The organism is Sphingobium fuliginis, from assembly GCF_015074805.1.
In the GTDB taxonomy this organism is placed as follows: domain Bacteria; phylum Pseudomonadota; class Alphaproteobacteria; order Sphingomonadales; family Sphingomonadaceae; genus Sphingobium; species Sphingobium fuliginis.
Map to the genome: position 1 here is coordinate 137,653 of NZ_CP060037.1, position 26,844 is coordinate 164,496.

Sequence of the window (26,844 nt, forward strand, 5' to 3'; positions counted from 1 at the left end):
GGTAACGCTCCTAAGCCGGACCAAATTCAGCACAATAATAGGTCAGTTTGATGTCAGGACCGTGAAGCGCTATCGATTGGATTTGCGTCCATGCTATGGACAGCAGATGCGTCTCCTCATTCTCATCCGGCCTGCCATGAAAGCCGCCGATCGGATACGACGCGCCTATTGGCGGTTCAGGGGGAGAACCATCTACGGGGTGATGGTCATGGCCTTTACCCCAGACGGTCAGCTCGTGCTTGTGCGGCAGACCTATTCGCCCGGCTGGAGTCTCCCTGGTGGCGGGCGGCGCGCCGATGAAGAGCCGACCGCTGCTGCGCTGCGGGAGTTGCGTGAGGAAATCGGCCTGACTCGATGGACCGATGTGGACATTCTGGTATCATTGGATCGACCGTTGTCTGGCGCGCCGGCGTCTATCGATTTGATCCGGGTCAACGACGCAGAATTCACGTTCAGGCCCAATTTCGAAATTGAATCTGTTGCGACATTTGATGTGAATAATCTTCCTTCTAACCTAAGCAAATGGTCGACATATTTCATAGAAGCCGCCGCAATCTATGTTCAACGGAAAGCGTAGCTTGATTTCGCAGATTTCCACTGCAGAAGCTACGATTTCCGTCGAATTGCAGAACGTCAATAAATTTGATGATAACTCAATCCAATGACGATTTGTTCAGAATTTTGCCAATGATCGCTTCGGCTTCTGAAACCGGCAGGAAGGCACGCGTTCGGAAAGCGATGATTTCAGTGAACGCCCCCAAGGATTTGAGCCAGGACAGTTGGGCCGCCGGCACTCCCACCAATTCGATTCGTGACTTGCCGTTCACGATCGCCCGCTTGACGGTCATCGCGAAGGGACGGACAAGTTCGACGCTGCGACCCGACAGAACAGATTTCGCAATTTGGTCGACAGGGAGATTGTCGGCACGATCCACGCCAAGCTTGGTGTAGAGGTGGGCGACATGCTCATCATAGACCATGCGGCCGAGCCAGGACCGACCGTCGGCCGTGGCAATGCGGTTGACGATCAGATGATCGCTCGGCAGCGCGGACCAGATGGGTAATAGCAGGCCCGTCGCAATGCGGATGGTCTCGCGTTCCAGCGTCTGCGCAGCTTCGTCGGCCTCGGCCGCCCAGCGCTCGGCAAATTCCTCGCGCAAGATGGGTTTCCAGGCGGTTTCGAACATGTCCGCGACGCGCTGATATTCGCGCCGGGTGGGCCGCATCAGCTCTACGCGGGGAATGGGCGTACCGTCCTTCTCTTCCATGAGGGATCGAGCCTGCATCTGCAGCGCCACCTTGCCGGACTTGCCGTTGATGAGAAATTCCGAGGTGTCGTCCGCGTCGGCGATCCGCAGGATGCGCTCCAGCGACACCGGCGTTCGGCGCCGGGCCACCTCTATGGTGAGCAGATGCGACGTCGCGCCGCTCAGCGGATCGGTGCGCAGCACCGTATCTTCAAGGATGGTCGCATCATCGACCAGCATGGTTTCAACGCCGACATCGAGCCGCCCCGCTTCGCGCGCCGCGGTGACACGGGTTTCCACCAGCGTCAGGAACTCGTCGAATATCCTGTTCTGGAGATTGATGGGGAGCGCCAGCAGGCGATTGAGCCAGCGCTGGATCGGCGGCAGGTCGTCCCTCAATATGCCGTCCTTGTAGGTCAGTTCGAGACCGGTCAGCTCCTCGAACTCGGTAAAGCTGACGCTCTGGAGTTTGCCGGTCACCAGCAGGTGGAACCAGCTCGTAAGCGCAGCGCAGGCATATTCGCTCTCAAGATTGTCGGCGGGATCGAAGAGATTCTGGCCACCGGTCTGACGCTGGCCGCGCGTGAGCGCGCCCAAACTATCGAGCCGTCGGGCGATCGTGCTAGTGAAGCGCAGTTCACCCTTGCAGTCGGTCGTGACCGGCCGGAACAGCGGGGAGCTTGCCTGGTGCGTCCGGTGGGTTCGGCCGAGGCCCTGAATTGCCCGGTCGGCGCGCCACCCCGGCTCGAGCAGGAAATGAACGCGCTGCTCCTGGTTCACCACGTCGAGCGACGCGTGATAGGAACGGCCGGTGCCGCCGGCGTCGGAAAAGACCAGGATGCGCTTGGCCCCAGCCATGAATGCCGCAGCGTCCGCCTGGGACGAGCGTGTGGACCGGCTTTCCAGCTTCTGCGCGCCGCCGCCTATCGAGACCAGCCTTTTAGTCCGCCCCGTAACCTCGGCGACATGATCATGGCCGAAATGCTCCAGCAGGCCATCGAGCGCGGACGCGATCGGCGGAAGTGCGCAGATATGTTCGATGAGCCCGGCGCGTGCCGCTTCAGCCTGCGGATTATAGACAGGATTACCATGATCATCGGTCATTGGCTCCGATCGCGGCGTACCGGTATCGTCGGTGAAGACCCGCATCTGCCGCGTCGGAAAGGCGCGTTCGAGATAATCGACCATGAAATCGACCGGAGACAAGTCCAGGTTCAATTCCGCCCGTTCGTCGGGGCTGAGCGCCCCAAGCCTGCGGTCGAGAATGGACTCCGCCGTGGTGACAAGCTGGAGTACCACCGATTGACCCTGGCGCAAATGGTGATCGACCGCAGCGATCACCGTCGGCAATTTCATCGAGAGAAGCACTTGACCGAAAAAGCGTTGCACCGTGCTGTGCAGGCGCGATCGTGCCGCGGCCTTGGCGCCGCTATTGAGGGTCATGTTCTCGATACCGTCGACGACGCCCGTCAGTTCGAGCGCCGCCTCTACGTTTCGATGAATCACGCTCCACGCCGAGCTATAAGTGTCGTAAATCTCGACCTGCGCCGGGGTCAGACTGTGCTTGAGCACATCATATTCGACGCCGGTGAAGCTCAGCGCCCGGCAGAGGTAGAGGCCCATGGCCTTGAGATCGCGCGCTACCAACTCCATGGCCGCAATCCCGCCCTGACGGATATCGGTGATGAACCGTTCCCGATCGGCAAAGGAAGTCTCCGGTCCCCACAAGCCCAGACGCACCGCATAGGCGAGATTGTTGACCTCGGAGGCACCGGTGGCCGACGCATAAAGGACGCGCGCGAGCGGCAGATGGTTCTGGAGCCGGACGCCGCATATTCCCTGCTGCGATCCGGCCTTGGCGCCAAGAGCCCCCTCCCCGCCTGCCACGCCACCCATCTCGTGGGCTTCGTCGAAGGCTATCACGCCTTCGAAATCGGCCCCTGCCCACTCAATGATCTGCCGCAAGCGGCTATGATCGGATCGCATCGAGCGCAGGGTCGGATAGGTGACGAACAGCACCCCGTCCTGGAGCGTGATGGGCTCGTCGATCTTCCAGTTGTTGATCGGCTGGATATCGGCTGCGACGCCGCCCAGCGCGGTCCAGTCTCGCCGGGCGTCTTCGAGCAGTGGCTCATTCTTGGTGACCCAGATGTTGCGGCGACGGCCGGCGAGCCAATTATCGAGGATGCAGGCGGCCACCTGCCTCCCCTTCCCTGCCCCGGTGCCGTCGCCTAAGAAGAAGCCCTTGCGATAACGGTCGCCGTCTTCGGCGCTGACAAGGCCGACTCCCTCCTTGTCGGGCATCGAGTGTCCCGGCAGGAATTGCGACCAGGCGTGGCCAGCATAGACGACGGTTTCGAGCTGGGAGGCTGAGAGGAGCCGTTCCGTCACCGTCCGTTCGGGCAATTGCGGGACGTAGCTTGGGATCGGCGCCGGGATCGACCCCATGGCGATCGATTCCACCAGAGCGGTGGGATGCTCGCCGGCGGACGCGAACGCGATGCGGCTTGGCCGATAGGGAAGATAGATGCCGGTTTGCTCCAGCAGCGGCGCCGGAATATCGAGCGGCGTGTAGTCGACCGGCAGGACATCATTCTTCACAGGCGCGTGCCAGGATCGTGGCGCAGGCTTGCTGCTTTTAACGGCGCGGAAAAGGGAGATGCCCGAACTGCGTTTGGGCGCGGGCGCGGAGATTGCGCGAAGCTCGGCGCGCGGCGTGACCACACAGCAATCGAGGAATTCCGCAACGGAGGCGCGCTGGATCGTGGATGGAAGAGTGCCGCCCGCCACCTTGTCGATCACAAGCAGCCTGACGGCGATCGACGTGCCATGCTTGGTGTAGCATTTTTCGAGACGCAGCGACGTTCGCACGCTGGTGTCGCGCAGGGTGGTTTCGAACTGGTCGCGCATCCGACCGCCGGGACCGAACCAGTCAGGCATGATCGCTACCAGCCTGCCGCCGGGGCGGAGCAAGCGAAGGGCCGCCTGCAGATGGCGGACAGCGGCATAGTCGTCCGCCCCGCGCCCGATCGACCGGGAGAAGGGCGGATTCATGAGTACAAGGGTCGGCAGCTCGATTGACGCGAGGGTGGAATTGAGTGTCGCCCCGTCATGGCCGGTGATGCTGGCACGAGGGAATGCGGAGGCGAGCCGCGCGCGGCGGGCCGGATCCAGTTCGTTGAGGTGCAGTGCTTCATGTGGACCGCATTGGGCGATCAGCAGGCCATTGCCCGCGCTGGGTTCCAGGATGATGTCGTCAGGCTGTACATTTGCGAGTACCACAGCGAGCGCAGCAATATCGACGGGGGTGGAGAATTGCTGCCAGGCAATCTGTTCCTCGCTGCGCACTGTCTGGGTGGGCAAGCGATCAGCGAGCGCGATGGCTGATGCCACGTCGCTCAGCGATGACGGCGGGGTCGGCTGCCGCACCAGATGCAGAGCCAGCGCATGTTCCAGCATTTCGAAGCTGTCACGCTGGGTCCAGCGGCCGTCGGCATCGCTGCCACCGAAGGCCTGCATCATGACATCGTTGAGGTGGCGACGTGTTATCAGTTCATCGCGTTCAAGGTGGCGGCAGAGCAGGTCAGCGGCGTCGCGGTCGGCGCGAGCAGTCGCCTCGAACAGGTCGGTCATGAAGATCTCCGAAGGTTGGCTGCCCTCCTGGCAGCGGCTCCTTCTCCCGATCCCCCTCCCCTCTCCTGCCCCGGACCGTATCAGCCAGCGGGGTTCGACCCCTGCTCCATGCTGGCGGCGAGGAGATCGGCCCAATCGCCGAAATTTGCGGACGGCGGAGCATGGTGGATGGCAAGACCCGGCCGCGCATAGCGTTCAGCGGCCCGGTTAGCGGCGCGGAGTCCCTCAGCGTCGTTGTCGTGCGCGAGCATCAGGATCTCGACATGATCGGGGATGATCAGCTGATCGAACCGGCGCGCGCCAAGGGATGCCCAGCATGGAATGTTGCGCAGCAAAGTGAAGGCGCGGGCATCTTCGAAGCCTTCGGCAATCCCGAGTATCCGTCGGGGATATCCGCCCTGCCAGGCGCCATGCCTCGGCGTGCCCAGCATCGCCTTGTGCGTATAGTCAGCCTTAGCTGGGTCGAGGAATATCCGCTGGATCGCCGTCAACTGCCGTCGTTCGCGAACTGCGACCAGCAAAGCGGGCAGGAACTGGGTGTGAGGCTTTGGCAGATAGGGACAGCGCGGATGAAAGCGGACGTCCGGCGGAATCGTCGTGAAGTGACGTCGCGCAAGATGGTGTTGGGCGAGCGTGTTGCGAACGTCCACCGCCTCGTTCCAGATGCGAACGGCGTTGCCGGCGCCTGCTCTGTTTGTTGTTTCAGGTGGTGTTCCGTGCTGGGTGATGCGCACTCGGGTCAATTCTCGAAGGACGTCCTCACGGGTGCAGCCGGCGAAGCAGGTGACCAATATGCCTCGATCGCCCTGGCGAAGGGATAGGCTCGGATCATTGTCAGCATGGGCCGGGCAGCGGCACGTGGCAACAGGACCGTGCCACTTGCCTCCAAGGGCCTGGACAAGATCGACGAGTTCCTGGGACGGTTTGTGCGCAATGAGGGACATAAGCATTTCTCCTGCCCATGCCCCTCCCCCTCTTCTCTCGTCCGGCCTCGCTGCGACCGTGGCAGCTCCCATTCGCGCGTGCCTGGGTCCGATGCTAATGACCAACAACCCTTAATAAGAGCGCGCTGCGAGCTCCTTATTAATGCTTTCTGCGATAAGCCTACATATGAGCTACTTGGCGTTTATTTTCCGTCGGCGAACGCGGCGATCGAACGGTTGCTCGACACCGATATCCTCGGGGCGCGGATGGGCTACCGCCGCGACCGGGTATTCCTGGCGCTTGAGGCGCTGCGCATAACTAATCGACCATTCGGCGCGGAGCCGGAGATGTGAAATCAGGTCGGAGAAAAGTGCCATCGGTCAAACGATTTTCAGATGCGAATTGGATTCTTCGCGAAAGTGAGCCGCAGCGTATCGCTGCGTGACAGGGCTGCTGTGTTGCTTGGTCCAAACTCGCGCAAAGCATCCTCACCTTGGCATTGTAGCGGACCAAGGGACGAGTATGCGGGGATTTGTCCCCGTCCTTTCGCGCCGTGTGCACATTGAGGCGGGAACTCAGTCCAGTTCATTGCCTTTCACACGTTCTTGGTACGAGGAAGAGGTGGCTGCAGATCCGGGTGGTTCGTGGCAAAGGAGCATTTTCGAAGCTGCTGTCGCAACCTAGTTCGGAAAAAATTTGCTGAACCGGCAATTTATTGACAACCATAGCGCTGCTTCATATTTTATTGGCAACCGTACTTCGCGAATGATTCGGCTGGGGCTCTTTTATGATTGATACCGTTTCCAACCTGAAAGCCATGGTCGAAAACGGTGAGGCCCTTAGTGCCCAGTTGAAGAAGGTCGCTTTTCGACCGCGGGCCCGGAAAAATCTCGAATTGACCTTTGGTCCAGGACGCGCAGCGGATTTAATCGGTCGCACTCCCGAGGCGTTGGCTAAGGCAGAGGCGAAGGGTCGCCTGCCTGCCCCCAAGATTGGCGCCAACGGTCGGCGCTATTACACGCTAGAGGATCTCACGCTCATCCGTCAGGCTCTCGGGATCATTCCGGGAAAGCAGGCACAAGAGCCTGCGGTCGTACTTGCCGTTCAGAACTTCAAGGGTGGCGTCGGGAAAAGCACGATCACCAAGCATCTGGCCGATTATCTTGCGCTTCAGGGGCTAAGGGTACTCGTCGTAGATTGCGATCCTCAAGCCTCGACTAGTTCCTTGTTCGACGTGGATCAGGAAGAACTCTGGGACAGCGACGAGACGCTTGCGCATTTCCTGGCTCCTTCCGCGCCACTCAGCGAATTTCGCCGTACCATCCGCGATACGGCTTGGCCAACGACCAAGATCGTTCCATCGAGCCTAGGCCTAGGAGAAATCGAGTGGCACATGGTCGCAGGCGCGGAAGGGCGCGAAGAGATCATGCGCCGGTTCGGTTTGCTCAGGGCCGGTATCAGCCAAGTTCGCCGCGAATTTGATGTGATCCTACTCGATCCACCTCCAGCAATGGGATTTCTCGGGATGAACGTTATGGCCGCTGCGAGCGGTCTCGTTGTCCCGGTTCCGGCCCGGCAGCTCGATTTTCTATCGACAATTCACTTCATGACCAACATTGCCGACACGCTGGAAGCTCTGAATGAATATAACATGGGAGTGAATTACGACTTTATCCGAGTTGTTGCCTCTAATTACTCGCGATCCGCCGAAGGGGAGGCCGGTATGCTACGTATTTTGCAGCAGATGTGCGGCACGAACATGCTGACCAATCCCATTCTCGCGTCTGAAGAAATCAAGAATTCGGTACAGGAGTTCCGGTCGGTCTATGAGTCCGACAAGCCGATTTCCTCGCACAAAACCTTTACCCGTTGCCGAGACAACCTCGATCTGGTTTTTTCGGAGATCCTTCATGTGATCCGGCAACAATGGCCCTCCACGAGTCTGACGGGTTTTGGCGATCAAAATATGCTGGATGGTGAGGCCGCATGAGCAAGCGCGCGTTATTCGACGAAGTCATTGCCAATGCTGCTGCGGAGCAAGGCGAGAGCACGTCCACTGCTGAAGGGCCAGCCCCGTCCCGCGCCCGCAAATCAATGAATTTCGCGACGCGGCGGCTCGATAACTTCGAAGAAGCCGCCAAGATGCTCAAAAAGCCAGCGATTTCGCTTAAGCCTGATGAAGTGTCTATCTGGCCGGGCAACGCACGGGACTATTCAGCCCTGAGCGAAGATCGAGTACGTACGTTGATTGACTCGCTCGTCGCTGAAAATGGGAACCGCATTCCGGTCATCGTCCGTCCGACGCCGAACGGCGAAAAGCGCTATGAACTAATCACCGGGACGCGGCGGCATTGGGCGGTAGCTTGGCTCAATGCCAATAACCATCCCGAGATCAGCCTATACGCCTCGATTGAAGACCTCACCGACGAGGCCGCGTTTCGCGTCGCGGATATCGAAAACCGGGAACGGGAAGATATCTCCGACTACGAACGGGCGACAAATTATCGCGAAGCCCTTAAATCCCATTATGAAGGGGTGCAGCGTCGCATGGCCGAGCGACTGAAGCTGAGTCCCGGTACGCTTTCACGTTATATAGCTCTTGCCGAAATGCCGCAGACGATTGTCTCGGCCTTTGGCTCACCACGCGATCTGACTCTCCATTTCGCCAAGCCACTCCTGCCCTTGATTGATGACCATGAAAAGCGTCAGCGGATGGAAGATGCTGCCCGCTCGATCGCAGAAGACCAGAGCCTCAAGCAGAGTTTCGACGAACCCATTATTCCGGCCAATGAAGTGGTAACGCGGTTGCTATCTGCGGCTAACAATAAGCAGGCCCGGGCACGGAGGCAAAAGCAGAGCCTGCTTACGCAATCAGGCCGTGAATTCGGAGTGGTTGAACGCGATCGCGCCAGCGAGTTGATGATAAAGATTGTTCCTTCGGAGAGTTCGATCGACGAGCTCATGGAGAGTTTAAGGGCTGCCATTGAGCGCTCCAGAATTTGGGTAAAGGGTAAGGCGTGAGGCAAGCTCAGCGCCAAATTATCAAAAGCTCAAAATGGCCAATTTGCCGTTTAAAATCATTATGTTCGCACGGATGTTGCCGTCAGCAACATCCTGCGGCTTTTAGCGTTCGAGCGATTTAGGAAATGGTGGAATCCCCCCCTAGTCTTGGCCGGCAGGTACAGCTCAGTTTTGAGATGTTCACGCCCTTGCCGGACTTCGGGGACATGTCTTTGCGCGACTATCAGGAGACTATGCAACGCCCGTTCTTCTCGCTAGCGAAGAAGCGCGTGAAGCCGATCCAATATCTGAGTCCTAATGGCCAGGTGAGCGTCCATGTTTCCGCCAACCCGCACTACGGGATGGCGACTATATGGGACGCGGACATCATGATCTTCTTCGCATCCTATCTGAACGAGCAGCGACAGCGCTCGAACCACTTGTCTCCCACGATCCGCGTCCATCCTGCGGATATCATGAAGCTGATCCGCCGTGATACATCCGGGAGAGCCTATGAGCGGTTGCGCGACGCGCTCGATCGGCTGCAGGCCACGACAATCAAGACGAACATTTGCGCGAAGGGCAAATCCAGGGAAGTGACCTTCTCGTGGATCGATAGTTGGACCCAGCTGATCGACGAGCGACGCAATAAAGTCCTATGCATCGAAGTAACACTTGCAAAATGGTTCTTCGACGGCGTCCTTGACCAAAAATCGGTCTTGTCGGTTGATCCGGCTTATTTCGATCTCAAGGGCGGGATCGAGCGCTGGCTGTATCGAGCTGCGCGCAAGCATGCCGGGGGTAATGGTTCGGAAGGCTTTACTATCGGTTTCGACACACTTCTTCAGAAGAGTGGTAGCGAACAAACGTCAGCCAAGTTCAAGGCGTCGCTGCTGGCCATTGCGCGTGCAGATGCCCTGCCCGAACTGCATATCGAAGTGCTGGAGGAGAAGTCGGCCAATCCAAAGCTTTGGATGGTGATGCGCAAAGACTGGCAGGGGAGCGCAAAGCCTCAGCAAGTTCTGCCAGCCCCTTCCTCGGCTGAACTAAAACGAGAGGTTGTGCCGGCCACACAACTGCGCAGCTCCGGTAAACGCCTTGCAGAAACGGTGATGGATCCCGAGGATCTCGTTTCCCCCGCCGACATGGCAGCCTTGGTTGCCAGTACGGCAAATGGCTTTCGCGTGTCTTCACAAGGGGCAAAAACTCTTTCGCCCTCCCCTACCCCTCGTTCATCTGAGAAACCGGCGACCCGGCGCCGCGGAACCCGAGCACAAGATGTAATCGATCAGGAAACCTACAGCGCAATTCGCCGGGATTTCCCAGGCTGGGACCTCGACGTCCTGATGGCAAGGTTTGACAATTATATTGCAAACAACCTTACCGAAATTCCGGCGAATTATTCCAAGCGCTTCTACTTTTTTATGAAAAGCCATCACCAGCGGAACAAGCACACCTTGCCCGGTAGCTAACCGACTTAGAAGGCTAGCAGGTGACAGAGGTACGGTCTGTCGGACCGACATTGTCCCTCCCCCTCTCCGTTTAAAGACGCCTGTCGGCAACCGTGGTTAGATCTCGGCTCAAGGTTTATCGTGCTATCGCGGATAGCGCCATTACCCCAACTTTACCCTAGCGCTCCACGCCCAACTGTCGGCAATGTCCTCTGAGAAAGTACCCCTTACCCCGCTCTCAAGGCGGTGCCTGATAGCACGAGGGGGAGTGTGCGATTCCATTGGAGATTTGGACGAAGTCAGTTCGACGGAGAGAATAATCTGAATGCCCCTCCCCTCCCTCGGTTATTGCCCCTTACTGGCTTTGAATAACGAACGAGGTTTCAATGACGCTTCCGAGAAAGGCCATTTGGAAATCGGTGCGCAATATCCGTGGATATGCCAGATAAATAGTGACTTCTGTCCAGTCGCGTATCGCGGATACCCGAGGATCTGCCACCTCAGCTGACAAATTTATGACCCAATCGAACGATAAAGCGCAAAATTCAATATTATCGTTTTTTATCAATAAATTATCTGAAATGTTGCCTTCGGCAACACGATCCTCCAAAAGCCATCTATGCCGCCCAGTGGATGATCCGCTTCAAGGTTTGCGTTAATTGATATGGGCTGTTGCCCCCATACAGAATGCTTCTCTCCAAAATCGCTCATTCGAAATTTGAGGGTTTGATGCTGGGCCATTTCATGCACAGGAGCTCGCGAAGACTTGAACCAGCAAGTCAGCTAAGCGCATCCGTTCTCTTGTGACGCGGTGCGATGCTCTTCACGCCAGCCTGCGCACTAAGCTGGCGAGCCTCTCCCTCGTGCTGGTAGCGGTAGCCCAATGAACTTCTGCACACATGCCGGCAAGACCGCACTGGATGATCCCCGCCTCAAGGCGAGTGCGCTCAACTAGTCGCGAGGATTTCACTGGGCGCTGTGGGTTCCACGTCGACTGTGGACAGCGCCTCTCTCCTCGATCGTTATTCTTGCCGAAGTTTCTCGGAAAGGGCAGGGGGCTCCAACAGAACGATGCTGCATAATCAGTGCCCCCGCATCCTGACTTGAGAGCGCCCTGCCCTAAAGCACAGAACTCTCGGTGAGATCGACCATTTTGAAACCGGTAGAGCGAGTGGCCGCTCAATCACCAACTATGCATATTTGTCTCAAAAATGAACCTGATGGATGCGCGCTCGGGGAGGGCAGACCTACGAGTAGGCCATTACGCATATCTTTCGCTTCATCACGTGCGCTGGCACATGCCCAGGTATGACAGCGTCTGAATGCGAGCGTCACTGCGCCGCCCATCGAATACACTGCCATTGATGGTAATCGATGCTCCGTAAGCCTCCAGCACATTCACCTCACGGACCGAATGTTTCTCATTAGACTGATGCCCTCATTCAGAACCCAACCAGTAATCGCAGAGACCCGCGATCCGACAGCCGGAGAGGAGAGGCTGTATCCGTCTCGCGATACCGGCGCCGAAGGAACCCTCCGGATGCGATCTGTCCGTACCGGACAAAGGGAGCAGCACGCGCAAGAAATGATGTTGACGAGTAAAACGGAAGGGGTGCCTGATAGCACGATGAGCGGGGACAAACCATTTTTGGATCGGCGAATAATTTGTGCCCGATAGCACGTCAGAGTCGTTCCCGACCCACATTTAGCAATGGTGGGAACTGCCGAAACCACGAAAAAATGGATTCAAAGTCAGCGTTTAGACACGATAGCGGCCGGAATACGGGTGGACTTCATCGTGCTATCAAAGCCAGGGTGCCGGGGCTCCGAGTTAGGGCAATCGTGCTATCATGGAATCCCAATCGTGCTATCGCGCCGCTTAGGACGTGCCATCACAGATGATCTATCGTGCCATCGCGCCGACCCAAAATTCTGCGAATCGTGGAGTCAGCACGATTCGCATCAGGTCTGTCATCTCTTAACTCTCTAACTTCTACATAATCTCATAACCGTGGCGCCTGCGGCGCTGAGATCTGAGTTTGAGTTTTTTGTAGAGATTACTTTCATCAAGCCTCTCGCGCTTCCCCTCACATCGCCGCTCTCGATGGTTGAGGCTCGGCAGGGATGTTACCCATTTGGCCCGATCAGTGGTCCAAAAGCGTACGCAATGAACGCGCCTGGGGAACCGCGTAGTCGATTTGGACGATTGCAATATACCGCCCCTGCATGACGTCTTTGCATTTGCCAAGCAGGTTATCACTGCTGAGTTGATCAACGCGCCGCTCCGTGCTGCAGGGGCTGACCGCGTGAAGCAAGTCAGCATCGGCGGTCGGAGGATGTGCAACAGCATGCTGAACATTCCCGCTAAGTGGGGAGGGGGACGAAATTCATTCCTATGCGATGCTAGTCGGTCTAGCCGAAACTAGGTGGGACACACCTATGAAGCTGCACCAGTCCCAACAGGTTCGTCGAGAGACATCATCAATTTGACGGCCTCTTCAAAGCTGCTCACGATGCAATGCTCGAATATCATCCCAAGTTCTCGAAACCGCAGTTGAACCGGGCTGCCAAGCACTCATCCCTGCCCAGTTTCATGCAATTCAGACGCGCGAAATGCGAACAAAACATGAAATATCCCTAAAATGCCCTCAGAGGGTCGTAGGGCGCATCGAAATCGTTCAGGTCAAATGGTAAAGGGCGCTCTCGTTTTGGCTCTCACAGAGGCTCTGAGTGGACGTGATTTTCACCCTCTCCATCCCAAATTGTGGGCTCAAAGAGGTCGATGACCGGCGGCCGAGATCGGGCGGGGGAGGGGGCTACCCCGCTGACCGGAATCGTGTAGCTGCGAAAGCTCGCCTGACCGGTCCGCTCGAGAAGTAGACCCCCGGCCTCGGCGGTTGCCAGCAGCTTGATCGCCCCGGCGGAAGTCAGCCCAAACCGCTTGGCGACCTGGCTGCTAGTGATGGAGGGACGGGCCATCGCGAACTGGATCACGTCCTTGAGTCGTCCGAGCCGTCGGCGGTCAGCAAGATGGAGAGCGGCCCGCTGCGCATAGCTCCGCAGTTGCACCTCCAGGTCGAGATGGGCGTTTGCCCCGGCGACGATGGCTCCGAGCCAGAGGTGGTCGAGGTCGAGGCCCGAAGCGATCTTCCAGGGACCACCAGCGCGTTGGAGGCCGAGGGCTGTCAGCCCACCTTGCGATCCGTTCCAGCGCCCCGGACCCCAACGGTCGCCGATGAGCAAGCTGGCCACAAGGTCACCGCGGGCAAGGGGCGCAAGCTGCCGCCAGAGCCCGGCGATCCGGCCGGCATGGAGCAGGGGAGGGGAGGGGGGGAGGGCTTGGCAGGCCTTGCTCCAGGCCTCGATCGCCGGGTGCATTTCCCACGGCTCGCGGCGGCCTGGGGCAGGCTGGTCAGAAAGACCGGTTTCGGCTCCAAGCCACGCCAGCAGGGCGGAGGGATCGGTCATGAGTGCATCCAGGGTGATCGGCATGCCGATGGCGTGCTTCCAATGGGTCAAGTCATATGCACTGGTGATGGCTCGTCCTCGGCCGTCGATCGTGACCGCGTCCTCGGGGAGTTCATATGCGTCGATCCCGGCAAGGGCTTGGCGCTCGGCCAGAGCCATGCGCGCCTTCCAGGGCAGGCGGACGGGACTGAGCCGGAGGCGTTCTTCCACCCGTGCGAGCGCGGTTTGCGCGTCGGCATAGGCAAGGAGCAAGGCTGGGTCGAGAAGGCGAGGGGTTGTAGCTGTCATTCTGCGCCGAAATATCCCCAAAATCTGCGTGATTTATCCCATCCGGTCGGATTAGAAAAATAGCCGGTTTCTCTAGGCTAGCGCATCAAGAATTAAACTGAAAGATGCTTTTAGAAAGCCTGCTGTGGCATCTGAAACATTGGACCCGTGATAATTGCAGTTATCATATAAGCGGATTTGACGCCTCATTGTATGGTGGAGTACAGCGGCGGCATGGAAGCCAGTGCATCAGCCGGGCAAAAAAGCCTTGAAAACGGCGATTTCAACGCCGCTGCCGCGGTGACGGCGACCTTGCCACCGGCGACCATGCCCGAGCTTGCCTGGACAGCAACACAGATGCGGACGGAGACCCACATCGTCGTCAATGCGGAACTGATCGCCGCTTACCAGGCCGCCAGCTCGCCGCATTCGATCCGCGCGCTGAAATCCGATCTTGAGGCCTTCGACCTGTGGTGCCGACGCACGAAGCGGATCGCGTTACCAGCAACGCCGGAGATCGTCGCCGGCTACCTCGATGCACGATCAGAGCAGGGGGCCAAGCCTGCTTCTCTCGGCCGCTACAAGGCATCGATCGCTAAGATCCACCAGCTGCTCGACCTGAAGGACCCCACGCAGGCCGAGCTGGTCAAGCTGCGGCTGCGCGCGATCCGCCGGGAGAAGGGCAGCACGCAAGCCCAGGCGCGGCCGCTGCGGTTCAAGGGGCCGGTGAAGGACGTCGAGCACGATAAACCCCGTGGGATCAACGTCAAGGCACTCCTGGAGGCTTGCTCGGATGACTTGCCGGGGTTGCGGGACCGAGCGCTGTTGTCGGTCGCCTATGACAGCGGGCTGCGGGCCTCGGAGCTGGTGGCGATTGAGGTCGGGCAAATTCAGGGTGCGCTTGATCCTGAAGCGCGCTTGCTGGCGATTCCGCGAAGCAAAAGCGACCAGAAAGGTGAGGGAGCTACGGCCTTTCTGTCGCCGCGGTCGGTTCGTGTCATCGGTCCTGCAATTCTCCGCAAAAGTGGGCTTTGAAAATTCCCTAGTTGGTGGCCCCTTCATCTCATTCTGCCGGGGCTAGCCCCGGCAGAATGAGATGAGCCGACATCGTCCTCATCTCCTTTGCAGACGCGGAGACGGGGCCGATGATCCGACTTGGAGAATTGATGATGATCCTCGAGCTACATCGGCAGGGCGTATCCATATCAGCCATCGCCCGACGCACTGGCCGCGATCCCAAGACCATCCGCAAATATATCGAACGGGGCGTCGAAGCTCCGGTCTATGGCCCACGCGCATTGGGACGGCCGAACAAGCTGGCGCCCTATCTGGAATTTCTGCGCGAGCGGGTGGCGGCCTTTCCCGATCTGACAGCGGCGCGCCTGACGCGGGAAATCCGTGAGCTGGGTTATATGGGCGCCTATACTGCCGTGAAGCGGTTCCTGGCCGCGATCCGGCCGGAAAACGGCCCCAAGCCCTTCGAGGTGCGGTTCGAGACGCCGCCAGGCGTGCAGGCGCAGATCGACTTCGCCCGGTTCGTCGTTGATTTTACCGATGAGCCTGGCGTCAGCCGGATCGTCTGGCTGTTCAGCCTGGTGCTGGGGCATTCGCGCTTCCTGTTTGCACGCTATGTCATGCACCAGGATCTCCAAACCCTGTTGCGCTGCCATATGCAGGCTTTTGAAACGATCGGCGGTGTTCCGATCGAGATCCTCTACGATCGCATGAAAACCGCCGTGACGGGGGAGGATGATCAGGGCCATATCATCTACAATCGATCATTGCTGGCCCTGGCGCGGCATTACCGCTTCGTACCCCGCGCCTGCCGCCCCTATCGGGCCAAGACCAAGGGAAAGGTCGAGCGGCCGTTCAGCTATATCCGCAAGGACTTCTTCCTGGGCCGAAGCTTCCGCAATCTGGAAGATCTCAATGTCCAGCTGATAGACTGGCTCGATACCGTCGCCAACGTCCGTGTCCATGGCACGACGCAGCGGATCATTCTCGAAGCCTTTGCCGCCGAGCAGCCTGAGCTGCAACTGCTCCCAGCAGAGCGCTTCGATGCCGTGCTGAAGCTGGAGCGCCGCGTCAGCCACGACGGCATGGTCTCCGTCGGCGGCAACTATTACAGCGTTCCCGATCGCACCCGCCGCGTCGTCGAAATCCAGCAGTTGCCCGACAAGATCCGGATCATCGACCTGGGCCAGGTCATTGCCGAGCATCCTGTCCTGGAGGGGCGCCGACAGTACAGGATCGATCCTGTGCATCGAACCGGAGGCAGCGGGGCCAAGCGTCGTCACCACGCAAAGGATGCAATCACCATTGGCCGTATCGGCGAGCATGTCGCTGTGCGCTCCCTGGCGATCTATCAGGCGATCGGCAGCCAACTGGCCCGAGGAGAACGGCCATGAGCCATGGGGGTGCTGCGTCTCGCGTTGATAATATCCGCCGCAGTCTGGTCCATCTTAAAATGCCGCGCGCCCTGGAAATGCTCGACGCCACCCTGCGCGGGATCGAGCAGGGCAAGATCGATGGCGTTGAGGCGATCGACATATTGCTGAACGAAGAACTGTCGCTGCGGGAGAACCGCAGGATCAAGGCGGCCCTGCGCATGGCCAGGCTGCCGATCATCAAGACGCTGGACGGATATGACTTCTCCTTCCAGCCATCGCTCGACCGCAACCGGATCCTGGCGCTGGCCGGCCTCGACTTCATCAACCGGGCCGAGGTCGTGCATCTGCTGGGGCCGCCGGGCACCGGGAAAAGCCACATCGCGACCGCCCTCGCAGTCGAAGCCGTGAAGGCAGGCAAAAGCGTCTACTTCATCCCGCTTGCCGATCTGATCGCTGCGCTGGCCAAGGCTGAACGCGAAGGAACGTTGCGCGAAAGGATCCGCTTCCTGTGCCGCTCCTCCCTGCTCGTCGTCGATGAGATCGGATATCTCCCTGTCACGCCGGGCGGCGGCAACCTGTTCTTCCAGCTCGTCAACGCCCGATACGAAAAGGGCGCCATGATCCTCACATCCAACCGCGGCTTTGCGGAATGGGGGGATGTCTTTGGCGATCCTGTGGTGGCGACGGCCTTGTTGGACCGCCTCCTTCACCATGCCGTTGTCATCCAGATCGAGGGCTCGAGCTATCGTATGCGACAGCACGCCGACCTGCTGCCTGAGCATGCGCGCGCAACTCCATCCATCAACCCACCGCCCTTGCCGAAACGGCGCGGCCGACCACCAGCAAAGGAAAAGCCAGATCTCCATCACGGCTGATCACCGGCACAGACCGTCCCGCCAAACTAGGGAATTTTAGATGCCCACTTTTGCGGAATCTTCGGTGCCCGTTGACAGTTCGGGCGGTCGCAGCCTGGATGGAGGCCGCCGGCATAGAGGAAGGAGTGTTGTTTCGCCGGGTGCAGGTGCGCCGCTACAAGGCGCGGGCCGCGGTCAAGGGGCGGCGGATCGAGACGATTTCTGGCCGCGAAAGCTGGGATCTGCGCAAGACGTTGCCGAAGTCGGCGGTGCCGGCGCGCACCGAATATGATGTGGGAGAGGGGGCGTTGCACCCGGGTTCGATCGGGCCGATCTGGCGGGCAATGATCCGGCGTGCCTTCGACAAGGGCGCGCTGAGCGACCTCACCGCCGATGATCTGGCGCAGTTGCTCAAGGGCGTGAGCGCGCATTCGACGCGGGTGGGGCTCAACCAGGATCTCTTCGTGGTTGGGGAGGATCTGGCGGGGATCATGGATGCGCTCCGCTGGAAAAGTCCGCGGATGCCGTTGAGCTACAATCGCAATCTCGCCGCTGAGGCGGGGGCAGTGGGTCGCCTGTCAAGTAAGTTGGAGTGATCCGCATGGAGATCGCAGGCGCCGGTCCGCAGCTTTGGGATCTTCAGATTGAGCCTGCCGAGCCGGGTGTCGAGGCTGCGGTCGCGATAGCCATTGCGCTAAGGTTTGTGGGAATTCATCGGGAATTGATGATGGCTGCGGCGAGGTAGATCATGGCCTCGAAGCTGCGGTCTGTTTTGCAGGCGCGCATGGCGAAGCGTTTGAATTCCTTGAGCTTGCAGAAGAAGTTCTCGATGAGGTGGCGCCATTTGTACATTTCTGCGTCGAGCGGAATGGGTTTGGCGCGTCGCGGGTGCTGTGAGATGACGACTTTTGCGCCCCGCTTGTTGAGATCGGCGACGATAACGTTGCTGGCGAAAGCCTTGTCAGCCAGCAGTGCGCCGAACTCGACACCTTTGATGAGTGGAGCAACGCCAACCGTGTCGAAGCGATGGCCGGGCATCAGGCGGAAGCGGACAAGATTGCCCAGCGCATCGGTAAGGGCCAGGATCTTGGTCGTCATGCCCCCTTTGGAACGACCAATGGCCTGGCTCTGAGTCCCCCGTTATGGATGGCCCGCCCCTTACCGAAGCTAGGTGCAGTACGCTGCGATCTGGCTGACTTGGAGGGACGGATGATGCGTATTGCGATGCTCGGTGTGGATTTGGGGAAGAACAGCTGCAGCCTGGTCGGGCTGGATGAGGCTGGCAAGGTAGTGCTTCGCCGCCGGATGCGGCGCGAGACGGTGATCGCGTTCGCCGGCAAGTTGCCGACCTGCGTGGTCGCCATGGAGGCCTGTTGTGGGGCGCATCATATGGGGCGCATCCTGGCAGGCCAGGGACACGAGGTCCGACTGATGTCGCCGGAATATGTCCGGCCCTACGTGAAGGCGCAGAAGAACGACGACCGCGATGCAGAGGCGATTGCGGAGGCGGCAACACGGCCGACGATGCGGTTTGTAACGCTCAAGAGTGAGGAGCAACTCGACATGCAGACGTTGCACCGCGTGCGTGACCGGCTCGTCGCCGAACGCACCTCGCTGATGAACCAGATCCGAAGCCTGTTGCTCGAGCGCGGTCATGTTGTCCCCCAGGGACGCGCTCGACTGGCGGCAGCGCTGGTCGACCTGCTGGACGGCCTGGAGCCGAGGCTGAGCACGCGCATGGCGATGCTGGTCGGCGATATGCGTGACCGTTGGCGATCGCTGGATGAGAGGATCGCCACCTTCGACCGCGAGTTTGCCCAAGCCGCGGAACAGGACGGGCAGGCGCGCCGACTGCTGACCATTCCCGGGATCGGCGCACTCAACGCAACCGCGCTGGTGGCCGCGGTCGGCGATGCCGGCACATTCGCGCGTGGTCGTGATCTCGCCGCCTGGCTCGGCCTCGTGCCACGCCAGGCGACGACGGGCGGCAAGCCCAAGCTTCTCGGCATCACCAAGCGCGGCAGCCGCTACCTGCGTAAGCTCCTGATCCAGGGCGCCAGATCAGCCATGCCGACGCTGCGCAAGACTGATACCCGGCTCGGCGCCTGGTTGCGCGGCCTGCTCGCCCGCGCGCATCCCAATACCGCTGTGGTCGCGCTTGCCGCCAAACTCGCTCGGATCGTTTGGGCTCTGCTGCGCCACGAGCGTACCTACCACATGCCGGCACTGTCGGCCTAAGAAGATCGATCGGCGATAAATGCTGGTCCCAGATGTCTGCGGGGGGCGAGCGATAGATGGCCTGACAGTCAACCGGTGTCCCGGAACCCTATGGCGCAAAATGGCACTCGATGCCGGCTCCTTTATGAGGACCAGGACGCGCGGATCTCCATCTTGGCCGAGGGTCGGTGCCCAAAGGCCGGATACGTTTTCGCAGACTGATCAGACCATCGATCGTAACCCTCTTGCCGACGGGGCGGGCCATACGTTTGCGCCCTGGCCGTGCCGGTGAACCTTGACGATGGTAGCGTCAATCATTGCGTATTCCATGTCCGGTTCGTCCGACAGGGCATCGAAAATCCGCTTGAAAACATCGGTTTCTCGCCAATCACGAAACCGCCGGAACGCCGTGCTCCAGTTGCCGAACATCGCCGGCAGGTCGCGCCATGGACTGGCCGTTCGGACAATCCACAGCACCGCCTCCATGAATAGCCGGTTGTTCCTGCCACTGCGTCCGGGATCGCTGATCTTCCCTAGGCAGTGTGGTTTTATCTGCGCCCATTGCGCTTCCGTCAGGACAAAGCGTTCCGTCCGGAGTGTGAATCACAACTCCAGCAAAATGGGAATCCTAAATCCCCACAAACCTTAGGTCGGCAGGTCCCCGGAACGCTCATGCCGGCCAGCGCAGACGATGCCGTCGACATCGGCCTCTATGATGATCTGCATACGCTCTCTGCGATCGTACGCAGGAAATCTTCGTTCCCTGAGGGCATAGTGTGGAAAGTACGCTAAATAAGCTAAGGGCGAACAATCGGCGAACGCTTACGCGGCGCGGCTATCTTTCGGCAGATTGAGGGCCTTGCTGCCAGCGGAAGCGGCGGCTCGCTTCCATAGGAAATCGCCGGAGAATGCAATATGCTCCCAGCCTACCGGAGACGTATGGGCGGAGAGATCATCAGGCACCGCGACCGAGGTTGATCGTATATGCTGGGTTGTTTCTTGCTCTTTGTCATGCCGATTCCCGTCCAAAAAAGTTCATCTGCGCCTATGGACAGCGAGGAGTAAAGAAACATAGTGTGAGAACGGATATGGAAGGGGTGAAGCAGTCGCCCTTCAGAGCGTCCACAGAACGATCGTTTGCGAGACATGCCGGAGAGCTGGCGGCGTAGGGTCGCCGAAAGCACGAACGCCCCCGCCTCCGATCGGCGCTTTCCCTTATAGAGCGGGCCGCGATCCGCCCCATCTTCGTGCCTTCGGCGACTGAACCGCATGAGCCCCGATCGGGGGCCGCGTGAGCGAGCCTGCCTTGACCCAAGGCGACCTGTTCGCCCTCGACAGCCCGTTGCTGACTGGGGTTCGTGGCGAGCGTTCGTTGATGGCGTTCCCCTTCTTGAGCAAGGGCAAGGGGACCAAGCCGCTCGCCTACAAGACCGACACGGTTTCGATCTACGACAAGGAGGTTCTGCGTTATATCGCGAGCCTTTTGCTGGCGAAGCTGGACGCCGGCGCGGAGTTACGGTGCAATCGTCGTCGGAAGGGAAGGAGCGGGTGGATAGGGCACGACCGATCCATGCGGACGCTGTTCGCAAATACATCCTGCGACATATCAGCGACGATGAGGCGCGAATGCTCGTGACGATCGTGGAGCGATTGGAAAAATGGATAAGTCGTCACCTTTCCCGGAATACTATCCCAGCGGGAATGCGGCTATCCTTTACCTATCTTCACCATCAGACTGCCCCGAGCGGAGGCTATGCCAGGAAGCGCGCGCCGGCGATCAGCAGCGATCCGGCGATAATCGCAGCGGCTATCCGATGGCCGGAGGTCAAGATGGCGTCGGCCTGTCCGTTGTTTGGTGACCTTGTCGGGCGCGCGTCCTCAAGGCGACGTATCGCCGCGCGCAGCAGCCGGGGGGCATCGTCACCGATCTTGCCGAGTTCCCACGCCAGTGCCTGTAGCGTTGGCGTCCAATAATCGGGCGCCAGCCTCGCCGCGAGTATCCGAACCGAGGATCGTTGCATGGCGGCCGATAAATCGAAGTCCGGCTCGATACGCGACAGAACGCCATCGACCGTGACCAGTGCCTTGAATATTAGCAGAAGGTCGGCGGGCATCGTCATGCCTTCCTCCCGCAAAAGCGGAAAAAAGTCAGCCACCATCGCGCTCAATACCAGTCGCCCGCCGCCATGCCGGACGATAAGCCGCTCGGCAGCAGCCTGGATCTGCTCGCGCGACGTGCCGCTGCCCGCCGACCACGTCGCGAGAACGTCGGCTAGCTGTGCAGGATCGCCTGCGTTCAGGGCCTGGACGAAGCTGATGAACTCTTCTCGTCGACGTGGCGATACGTGGCCGATCATGCCCAGATCGAGGAGCGCGATCCGGTTGCCGGCCACGCATAACAGGTTGCCGGGATGGGGATCGCCGTGGAACCGGCCGTTCATCAGAACCATGTCGAGAACCATATCGGCACCGAGCGCCGCGATCGCGGCGGGATCGATCCCCGAGGCGCGCAACTCCTCCCGATCGCGGGGCGGGACGCCGTCTATGTAGTCCATCACCAACAGTGTTTCGGACGTCCAGGCCCAGTGGATGTCGGGGACTACCACGCGTGCCTCATGTGCGAAGTCCGCGCGGAGCCGATCGGCGTTCCGACCCTCGGTGGTGAAGTCCAATTCCTCCGATATGGCTTCCGCAAGCTGTCGCATCATCGCGGTCGGCGCGAAACGGCGCGCTTCCGCACTGGCCTTCTCGACGATCGCCGCCAGTTGCGCGATCAGACGCAGGTCGGCCTCCATACGCGGACGGATGCCGGGGCGCCGGATCTTGAGCACCACCTCGCGCCCATCCGTCAGGGTGGCACGGTGGACTTGCGCCATCGAGGCGGCCGCGAGGGGCGCGGGATCAAACCTGGCGAAGGCTGTTTCCGGCGGTTGGCCGAGCGCATCTTCGACCGCGGGGCGCAAGTGCTCGAACGCCACGGTCGGTGCGCGGCTGTGCAACTGCTCCAGTTCGGTGATCCAATCCTCGGGCAACAGGTCGCCCCGCGTCGCCAGGATTTGCCCAAGTTTGACGAAGGTCGGCCCGAGTTCCTCGAGCGCAAGCCGCGTGCGCCGCGGCAGGGGCATCGCGTCCGCGTCGGGGCCATCGTCTCTGACATCCGCACTCCTTTCGATTCCCAGTCGCTGGAGGATGACGCCGAGTCCGAAACGGGAGGCGACATGAAGGATCTCCCCAAGGCGGTTTCGGTCCCGACCGGCGAGCAGAAGCATCTTGATCATCCCGGATTGATAGCAGAACCGTCCTAGCCTGCCATGCCCGCGAGCAAGTGAATATCCGAAGGCAGGCATAGGCGTCGATCAGGAAGGGGGGCCGTTCCCGAAACGCGATCCCAATTGGGAAAGTCACACATCCGGATGCCCCTTTGGCTGTCTCACTGACCTGCCCCCTTCATGATCACTCGGTTTGAGTGAGAGGCCGCTGACTACGGATGCGGGCGATCGCTATGTGGCATATCATAAATCTGTTGTCGGTCATCGGGATCAACTCGTCGGTGGGCTGTGAAGTGTGGTAACTCCACCTTACCGATGAGCCCGGTGGCCACCGAGATCGAAATTCCATGGGGTGAGGCATGCCCCACCCCATGTGATCTCCTCAATCTGCACCGGAAATTACACTACGTGCGCGGACGCTAACCTTCCTCGTTCAGGATGTGGGGCAGCATGATCGATCCTGCACAGCCTACTCGCCGCGCTTGCGCCACTTGCGGACCGTCTCGTCGCTCATGCCACAGCGTTTGGCCGCGAGACTGGCCAGCTCGGCAGAAAGGACAATTTCCGCCCGCACAGCAGGCATGGTTCCGGCTTGGCCTGTATCTGCACTGTCACCAAACCTCAGGCGCGACAGCGACAAAGCGTCACGCCTAATCGGCGATGGCGCAGCTTACCATGTCCCAGTGACGGGTCGCAACCAGACAGCTAGGGGCGGTTCCATATCGCTTGCAAAATCGTGGCTCGCTCCCTAGCGTGGCCTCAGGACAACGGTCGATATTCATATGAAAAGGTGAAAAAATTGAGTTTGCAAGAAACTGACCGGAATATGGTGTCGGGTGGCGACATGCCGGAGGTTATTAGCCAAAGGAAATCAATTCAATCCGTAGAAATTGGTGCACGGGTCCTAATTTCTCTATTGAAAACAGATCCTGGTGGATCTTTTCTTCGCGATGTTGCGTCCCATTCTGGGCTCTCCCGCAGTCAAGCACATCGATATTTGCTTGCCTTCGTCAATGCCGGAATGGTTGAGCAGGATGCGTCCAGCGGGCGGTATTCACTTGGTACACTTGCAGTACGCTTGGGGCTGGCGGCGATTGCAACGCTCGACCCTGTGCGAATCGCCACCAGACACCTTGAGGGACTGCTGAAGGAGTTGCACACGACCGGGTTACTCAGCGTTTGGGGCGACTATGGGCCCACGGTGATTCGCTGGATTGACGGTGGCATCCCACTATTTACTTCAATGCATGTTGGATCTATTTTGCCGTTGCAGGGCTCGTCTACCGGCAGTCTTTTCCTAACCTATTGCCCACCTGCGCAGACTAGAGGGCGTATTGAGAGGGAAAGAGCCGAGGGGATAATCGTTAAAGATGCTGATCTATCCAAGGAAATCGAATCTGTGCGCAAACTTGGATATGCGAGAACATACGGCTCGGTAGTGCCAGGTCTTGCAGCAGTGTCAGTTCCGGTTTTCGACTCGCAGAATTGCTTAGTCGCAACGATGAGCGTTCTTGCCCGTTCACAGGACAAGGCTTATTTTAGCCAAGCAAAGATCGCACAAATTGTAAAGGTGGCGCAGCAAGCAGGCGAAGCGATCGGTTGGCCAGGCCCAGCTTGACCCTTTGTATCGAAATGCGTAACGCGTTGCACAATAAGGGCTGCGACTTCCTTAACTCCTGACAGTGTGTTGTGGGTTCGATCCGGCCCTGTGGCAGCTTCAGGAGAGCGCGGTTCAGTGAACCTTCAAAATCCCGCGACGGAATCCGGCATAGGCCGACGGGAATTCATCGCCATGATGGCGATGATACAGGCGCTACAGTCGCTGGCCTTCACCTCGCTGCTGCCGGCGCTCGGACATATCGCTGCCGATTTTGAGGTTGCTCAGTCGAACCAGCGCCAACTGATCATCAGCGTTTTCCTGGTGAGTTCGGGATTGAGTTCGCTGGTTCCCGGTACAATCTCCGATCGCTATGGGCGCAAGCCGGTCCTGCTCGGCTACATGGCGTTGTTCGTGGCCGTCAATGCGGTGTCAGCTCTGGTGCGCGACTTCCACGTGCTTCTGGCGCTGCGCGCGATACTGGGGTTCGCGTCGTCCGGGCTGACGGTGCTGCCGTTGGCGATCATCCGCGATCGCTATGAAGGTGCCGGCATGGCCAAGCTGCAGGCGGTGGTGGCGATGCTGTTCATGGCGGTGCCGACCTTCGCGCCCAGCCTTGGCTATGCGATCCTCGAGTTTGCGGGATGGCGCGCGATCTTCCTGGTGATCGGTGCTTTGGCGCTGGCAGTGACCGGCTGGTTCCTGCTCAGAATGGAGGAAACCAATCCGAAGCAGAACCGGCAAGCGCAGCGCTCGGGCAACTTGCTGGGCAACGTCGCGACCGTGCTCGGGAACCGGGCGTCGATCGGCTATGTCATTGGCATGTCGCTGATTTTCGGCGGGCACTTCGGGTTCATCAACAGTTCGCAGCAACTGATTGGCGAACATTTCGGCGCAGGCTCGGCCTATCCACTGATCTTCGGCTCGATGGCAGCGACCATGGCGCTGGCCAGCCTGGTCAATTCGGCTATCGTCGAGCGCTTCGGCACCCGGCGGATCGGCCATGCCGCAATTTTCTGCCACCTTGCGGCATCGGTGGGACAATTGCTCTTGGCCTCTGCTCCCGGCGAAACCCTGGTCCAGTTTGTCGTCCTCATGTCTCTCAATATGTGCCTGCTGATCACCGTCTTCGTCAATTTCACTGCAATTGCCTTGCAGCCTTTCGGGCATATTGCCGGCGCGGCCGCATCGGTCCAGGCATTCTTCCGGCTGGTTCTGGGGGCAGGGCTGGGCGGCCTAATCGGTTATGTCTACGATGGCACACCGCGGCCGCTCGCGATTGCGCTGGTCCTGGTCGGGTCGCTGACCTTGGCCCTTGTGCTTTATAGCGAACGGGGCAAGCTGTTCCAGCGCCTCAATCCGTCGAGCCGATAGACGCTTGCCTCAGGACGAGGTCAATGGCTTCTCAAGCGTTTCGGGGATGCCGGGCGCCGCAATATCCGAGACCATCCGCACCCCGTCGATCACGATCGGACTGGCGACTCCCGTGCGCTGGTCGCGCGTGATTGCCATGCCCCGCGCGACGACCTGCGGGTTGGCGAAGACATCGTTGAGTTCGTTGATCGGACCCGCCGGAACGCCGGCGTCCTCGAGCGCGTCGGCCAGCTCCTGCCGGGTCCAGGTTGCGGTCAGCGCTTCGAGCGCGGCGAGCAAGTCCTCGCGGTGGCGAACCCGGCCTGGGTTGGTGGCAAAGCGGGCTTCGCTATCAAGCCCGGTGCTGAGCACCCGGCACAGGCTGGCGAACTGGCCATCGTTGCCCACTGCGATGACCAGATCCCCGTCGCTGGTCGGGAAGGCCTGATAGGGCACCAGATTGGCGTGGCCGTTGCCGACCCGGCGCGGCACGGTACCCGAGGTCATCCAGTTCAGCGCCTGGTTCGCCATGACGCTTACCTGGGTATCGAGCAGGGCCATGTCGATATGGGCGCCCAGTCCGGCTTCGTGCCGCCGGTTGATTGCGGCCAGGATCGCGACTGCGCTGTAGACCCCGGTGCATAGGTCGGCCACGGCGATCCCGGCCTTCTGCGGCTGGCGCCCGGCTTCTCCGGTCATCGACATCAAGCCGCCCAAGGCCTGGGCGATATAGTCATAGCCGGGACGGTGGGCATAGGGCCCGGTCTGGCCGAAGCCGGTGATCGAGCAGGTGATCAGTCGAGGGTTGAGCGCGCTCAACGCGGGATGATCGAGCCCGTATTTCTTCAGCCCGCCGACCTTGTAGTTTTCGATCACGACATCGGCCGAGGCGGCCAGTTCGCGGACAAACCGCTGTCCGGCCGGGCTGGCGATATCGATCGCAATCGATCGCTTGCCGCGGTTGGTGGAGTGGTAATAGGCCGCGCCGAGGTTTTCGCCGTTTTCCGAGATGACAAATGGCGGGCCCCAGTGACGGGTATCATCGCCGCTGACCGGCCGCTCAATTTTGATCACTTCGGCGCCAAGATCGGCCAGCAGCTGTCCGCACCATGGGCCGGCCAGGATCCGGGCCAGCTCCAGCACGCGAACCCCGCTCAGCGGCTTGGCCATGCCG

Annotated in this window: 15 protein-coding genes and 6 pseudogenes; 12 read left to right on the plus strand and 9 right to left on the minus strand. The window is 59.9% G+C overall.

The genetic code is table 11. From position 1 onward, the window contains the following. The first annotated feature begins 61 nt into the window (after window positions 1-61). Window positions 62-577, plus strand: a complete 516-nt coding sequence (locus H5V43_RS22075) for an NUDIX domain-containing protein (protein WP_150293329.1) — start codon at window positions 62-64, stop codon at window positions 575-577. A 76-nt stretch (window positions 578-653) separates the two neighbouring features. Here the strand turns inward: H5V43_RS22075 and H5V43_RS22080 are convergent, their stop codons facing one another. Both H5V43_RS22080 and H5V43_RS22085 read right to left on the minus strand, forming a co-directional pair. Continuing rightward, window positions 654-4,880: a strawberry notch-like NTP hydrolase domain-containing protein gene (locus tag H5V43_RS22080; RefSeq protein ID WP_025551025.1), complete on the minus strand. Its 4,227-nt coding sequence runs from the start codon at window positions 4,878-4,880 to the stop codon at window positions 654-656. Window positions 4,881-4,960: 80 nt separating this feature from the next. Next, on the minus strand, window positions 4,961-5,824 hold the full coding sequence (locus tag H5V43_RS22085; RefSeq protein ID WP_025551024.1) for a DUF7146 domain-containing protein: 864 nt from the start codon (window positions 5,822-5,824) through the stop codon (window positions 4,961-4,963). Window positions 5,825-6,591: 767 nt separating this feature from the next. On the opposite strand from H5V43_RS22085, the gene H5V43_RS22095 reads away from it, so the two are divergent. The 3 genes from H5V43_RS22095 (at window position 6,592) to H5V43_RS22105 (ending at window position 10,276) form a co-directional block, all read left to right on the plus strand. Continuing rightward, window positions 6,592-7,794: an AAA family ATPase gene (locus H5V43_RS22095; protein WP_025551020.1), complete on the plus strand. Its 1,203-nt coding sequence runs from the start codon at window positions 6,592-6,594 to the stop codon at window positions 7,792-7,794. Beyond that, window positions 7,791-8,825 (plus strand): ParB/RepB/Spo0J family partition protein, encoded by a 1,035-nt coding sequence (locus tag H5V43_RS22100; RefSeq protein WP_025551018.1) that lies wholly within the window; start codon window positions 7,791-7,793, stop codon window positions 8,823-8,825. The genes H5V43_RS22095 and H5V43_RS22100 overlap by 4 nt, the downstream gene beginning before the upstream one ends. Window positions 8,826-9,031: 206 nt before the next feature. After that, the gene (locus tag H5V43_RS22105) at window positions 9,032-10,276 is read left to right on the plus strand and encodes a replication initiator protein A (RefSeq protein WP_274599464.1); all 1,245 of its coding nucleotides are present in this window, start codon (window positions 9,032-9,034) and stop codon (window positions 10,274-10,276) included. 2,694 nt (window positions 10,277-12,970) lie between these two features. On the opposite strand, the gene H5V43_RS22110 is transcribed toward H5V43_RS22105, so the two are convergent. Further along, window positions 12,971-13,975: a hypothetical protein gene (locus H5V43_RS22110; protein ID WP_052816765.1), complete on the minus strand. Its 1,005-nt coding sequence runs from the start codon at window positions 13,973-13,975 to the stop codon at window positions 12,971-12,973. A gap of 342 nt (window positions 13,976-14,317) precedes the next feature. On the opposite strand from H5V43_RS22110, the pseudogene H5V43_RS22115 reads away from it, so the two are divergent. The 4 genes and pseudogenes from H5V43_RS22115 to H5V43_RS22130 all read left to right on the plus strand — a co-directional run. Further along, window positions 14,318-14,992, plus strand: a pseudogene (locus tag H5V43_RS22115) (tyrosine-type recombinase/integrase); the annotation flags it as partial. A 143-nt stretch (window positions 14,993-15,135) separates the two neighbouring features. Continuing rightward, window positions 15,136-16,398 (plus strand): IS21 family transposase, encoded by a 1,263-nt coding sequence (gene istA / locus H5V43_RS22120; protein WP_013041153.1) that lies wholly within the window; start codon window positions 15,136-15,138, stop codon window positions 16,396-16,398. Next, window positions 16,395-17,255, plus strand: a complete 861-nt coding sequence (gene istB / locus H5V43_RS22125; RefSeq protein ID WP_013041154.1) for an IS21-like element helper ATPase IstB — start codon at window positions 16,395-16,397, stop codon at window positions 17,253-17,255. The genes istA and istB overlap by 4 nt, the downstream gene beginning before the upstream one ends. Before the next feature lie 68 nt (window positions 17,256-17,323). Beyond that, window positions 17,324-17,830 (plus strand): annotated as a pseudogene (locus H5V43_RS22130) (site-specific integrase); the annotation flags it as partial. Between the two features lie 17 nt (window positions 17,831-17,847). On the opposite strand, the pseudogene H5V43_RS22135 reads toward H5V43_RS22130, so the two are convergent. Together H5V43_RS22135 and H5V43_RS22140 are read right to left on the minus strand one after the other, a co-directional pair. Next, window positions 17,848-17,928, minus strand: a pseudogene (locus H5V43_RS22135) (transposase); the annotation flags it as partial. 17 nt (window positions 17,929-17,945) lie between these two features. Continuing rightward, a pseudogene (locus tag H5V43_RS22140) lies at window positions 17,946-18,371 on the minus strand (IS5 family transposase); the annotation flags it as partial. Between the two features lie 75 nt (window positions 18,372-18,446). Here H5V43_RS22140 and H5V43_RS22145 point away from each other — a divergent pair. Further along, complete coding sequence (locus H5V43_RS22145; RefSeq protein WP_025552281.1) at window positions 18,447-19,472, plus strand: IS110 family RNA-guided transposase; 1,026 nt, start codon at window positions 18,447-18,449, stop codon at window positions 19,470-19,472. Window positions 19,473-19,673: 201 nt separating this feature from the next. Here the strand turns inward: H5V43_RS22145 and H5V43_RS22150 are convergent, their stop codons facing one another. Next, a complete protein-coding gene (locus H5V43_RS22150) occupies window positions 19,674-20,027 on the minus strand; it encodes an IS5 family transposase (protein WP_130030115.1) in 354 nt (117 codons plus the stop codon). Between the two features lie 715 nt (window positions 20,028-20,742). On the opposite strand from H5V43_RS22150, the pseudogene H5V43_RS22155 reads away from it, so the two are divergent. Then, a pseudogene (locus H5V43_RS22155) lies at window positions 20,743-20,967 on the plus strand (replication initiator protein A); the annotation flags it as partial. Between the two features lie 235 nt (window positions 20,968-21,202). On the opposite strand, the gene H5V43_RS22160 reads toward H5V43_RS22155, so the two are convergent. Beyond that, window positions 21,203-22,729, minus strand: a complete 1,527-nt coding sequence (locus tag H5V43_RS22160) for an ABC1 kinase family protein (RefSeq protein WP_025548135.1) — start codon at window positions 22,727-22,729, stop codon at window positions 21,203-21,205. 463 nt (window positions 22,730-23,192) lie between these two features. Then, window positions 23,193-23,303 (minus strand): annotated as a pseudogene (locus H5V43_RS23955) (IS481 family transposase); the annotation flags it as partial. 207 nt (window positions 23,304-23,510) lie between these two features. On the opposite strand from H5V43_RS23955, the gene H5V43_RS22165 reads away from it, so the two are divergent. Further along, entirely contained in the window at window positions 23,511-24,338 is an 828-nt protein-coding gene (locus tag H5V43_RS22165; RefSeq protein ID WP_229742704.1) for an IclR family transcriptional regulator, read from the plus strand. A gap of 174 nt (window positions 24,339-24,512) precedes the next feature. Next, window positions 24,513-25,691 carry an MFS transporter gene (locus H5V43_RS22170; protein ID WP_025548137.1) on the plus strand — a complete coding sequence of 393 codons (1,179 nt, stop codon included), beginning with the start codon at window positions 24,513-24,515 and terminating at the stop codon, window positions 25,689-25,691. A 9-nt stretch (window positions 25,692-25,700) separates the two neighbouring features. On the opposite strand, the gene H5V43_RS22175 is transcribed toward H5V43_RS22170, so the two are convergent. After that, the gene (locus H5V43_RS22175; protein ID WP_025548139.1) at window positions 25,701-26,840 is read right to left on the minus strand and encodes a CaiB/BaiF CoA transferase family protein; all 1,140 of its coding nucleotides are present in this window, start codon (window positions 26,838-26,840) and stop codon (window positions 25,701-25,703) included. Between the last annotated feature and the right edge of the window lie 4 nt (window positions 26,841-26,844).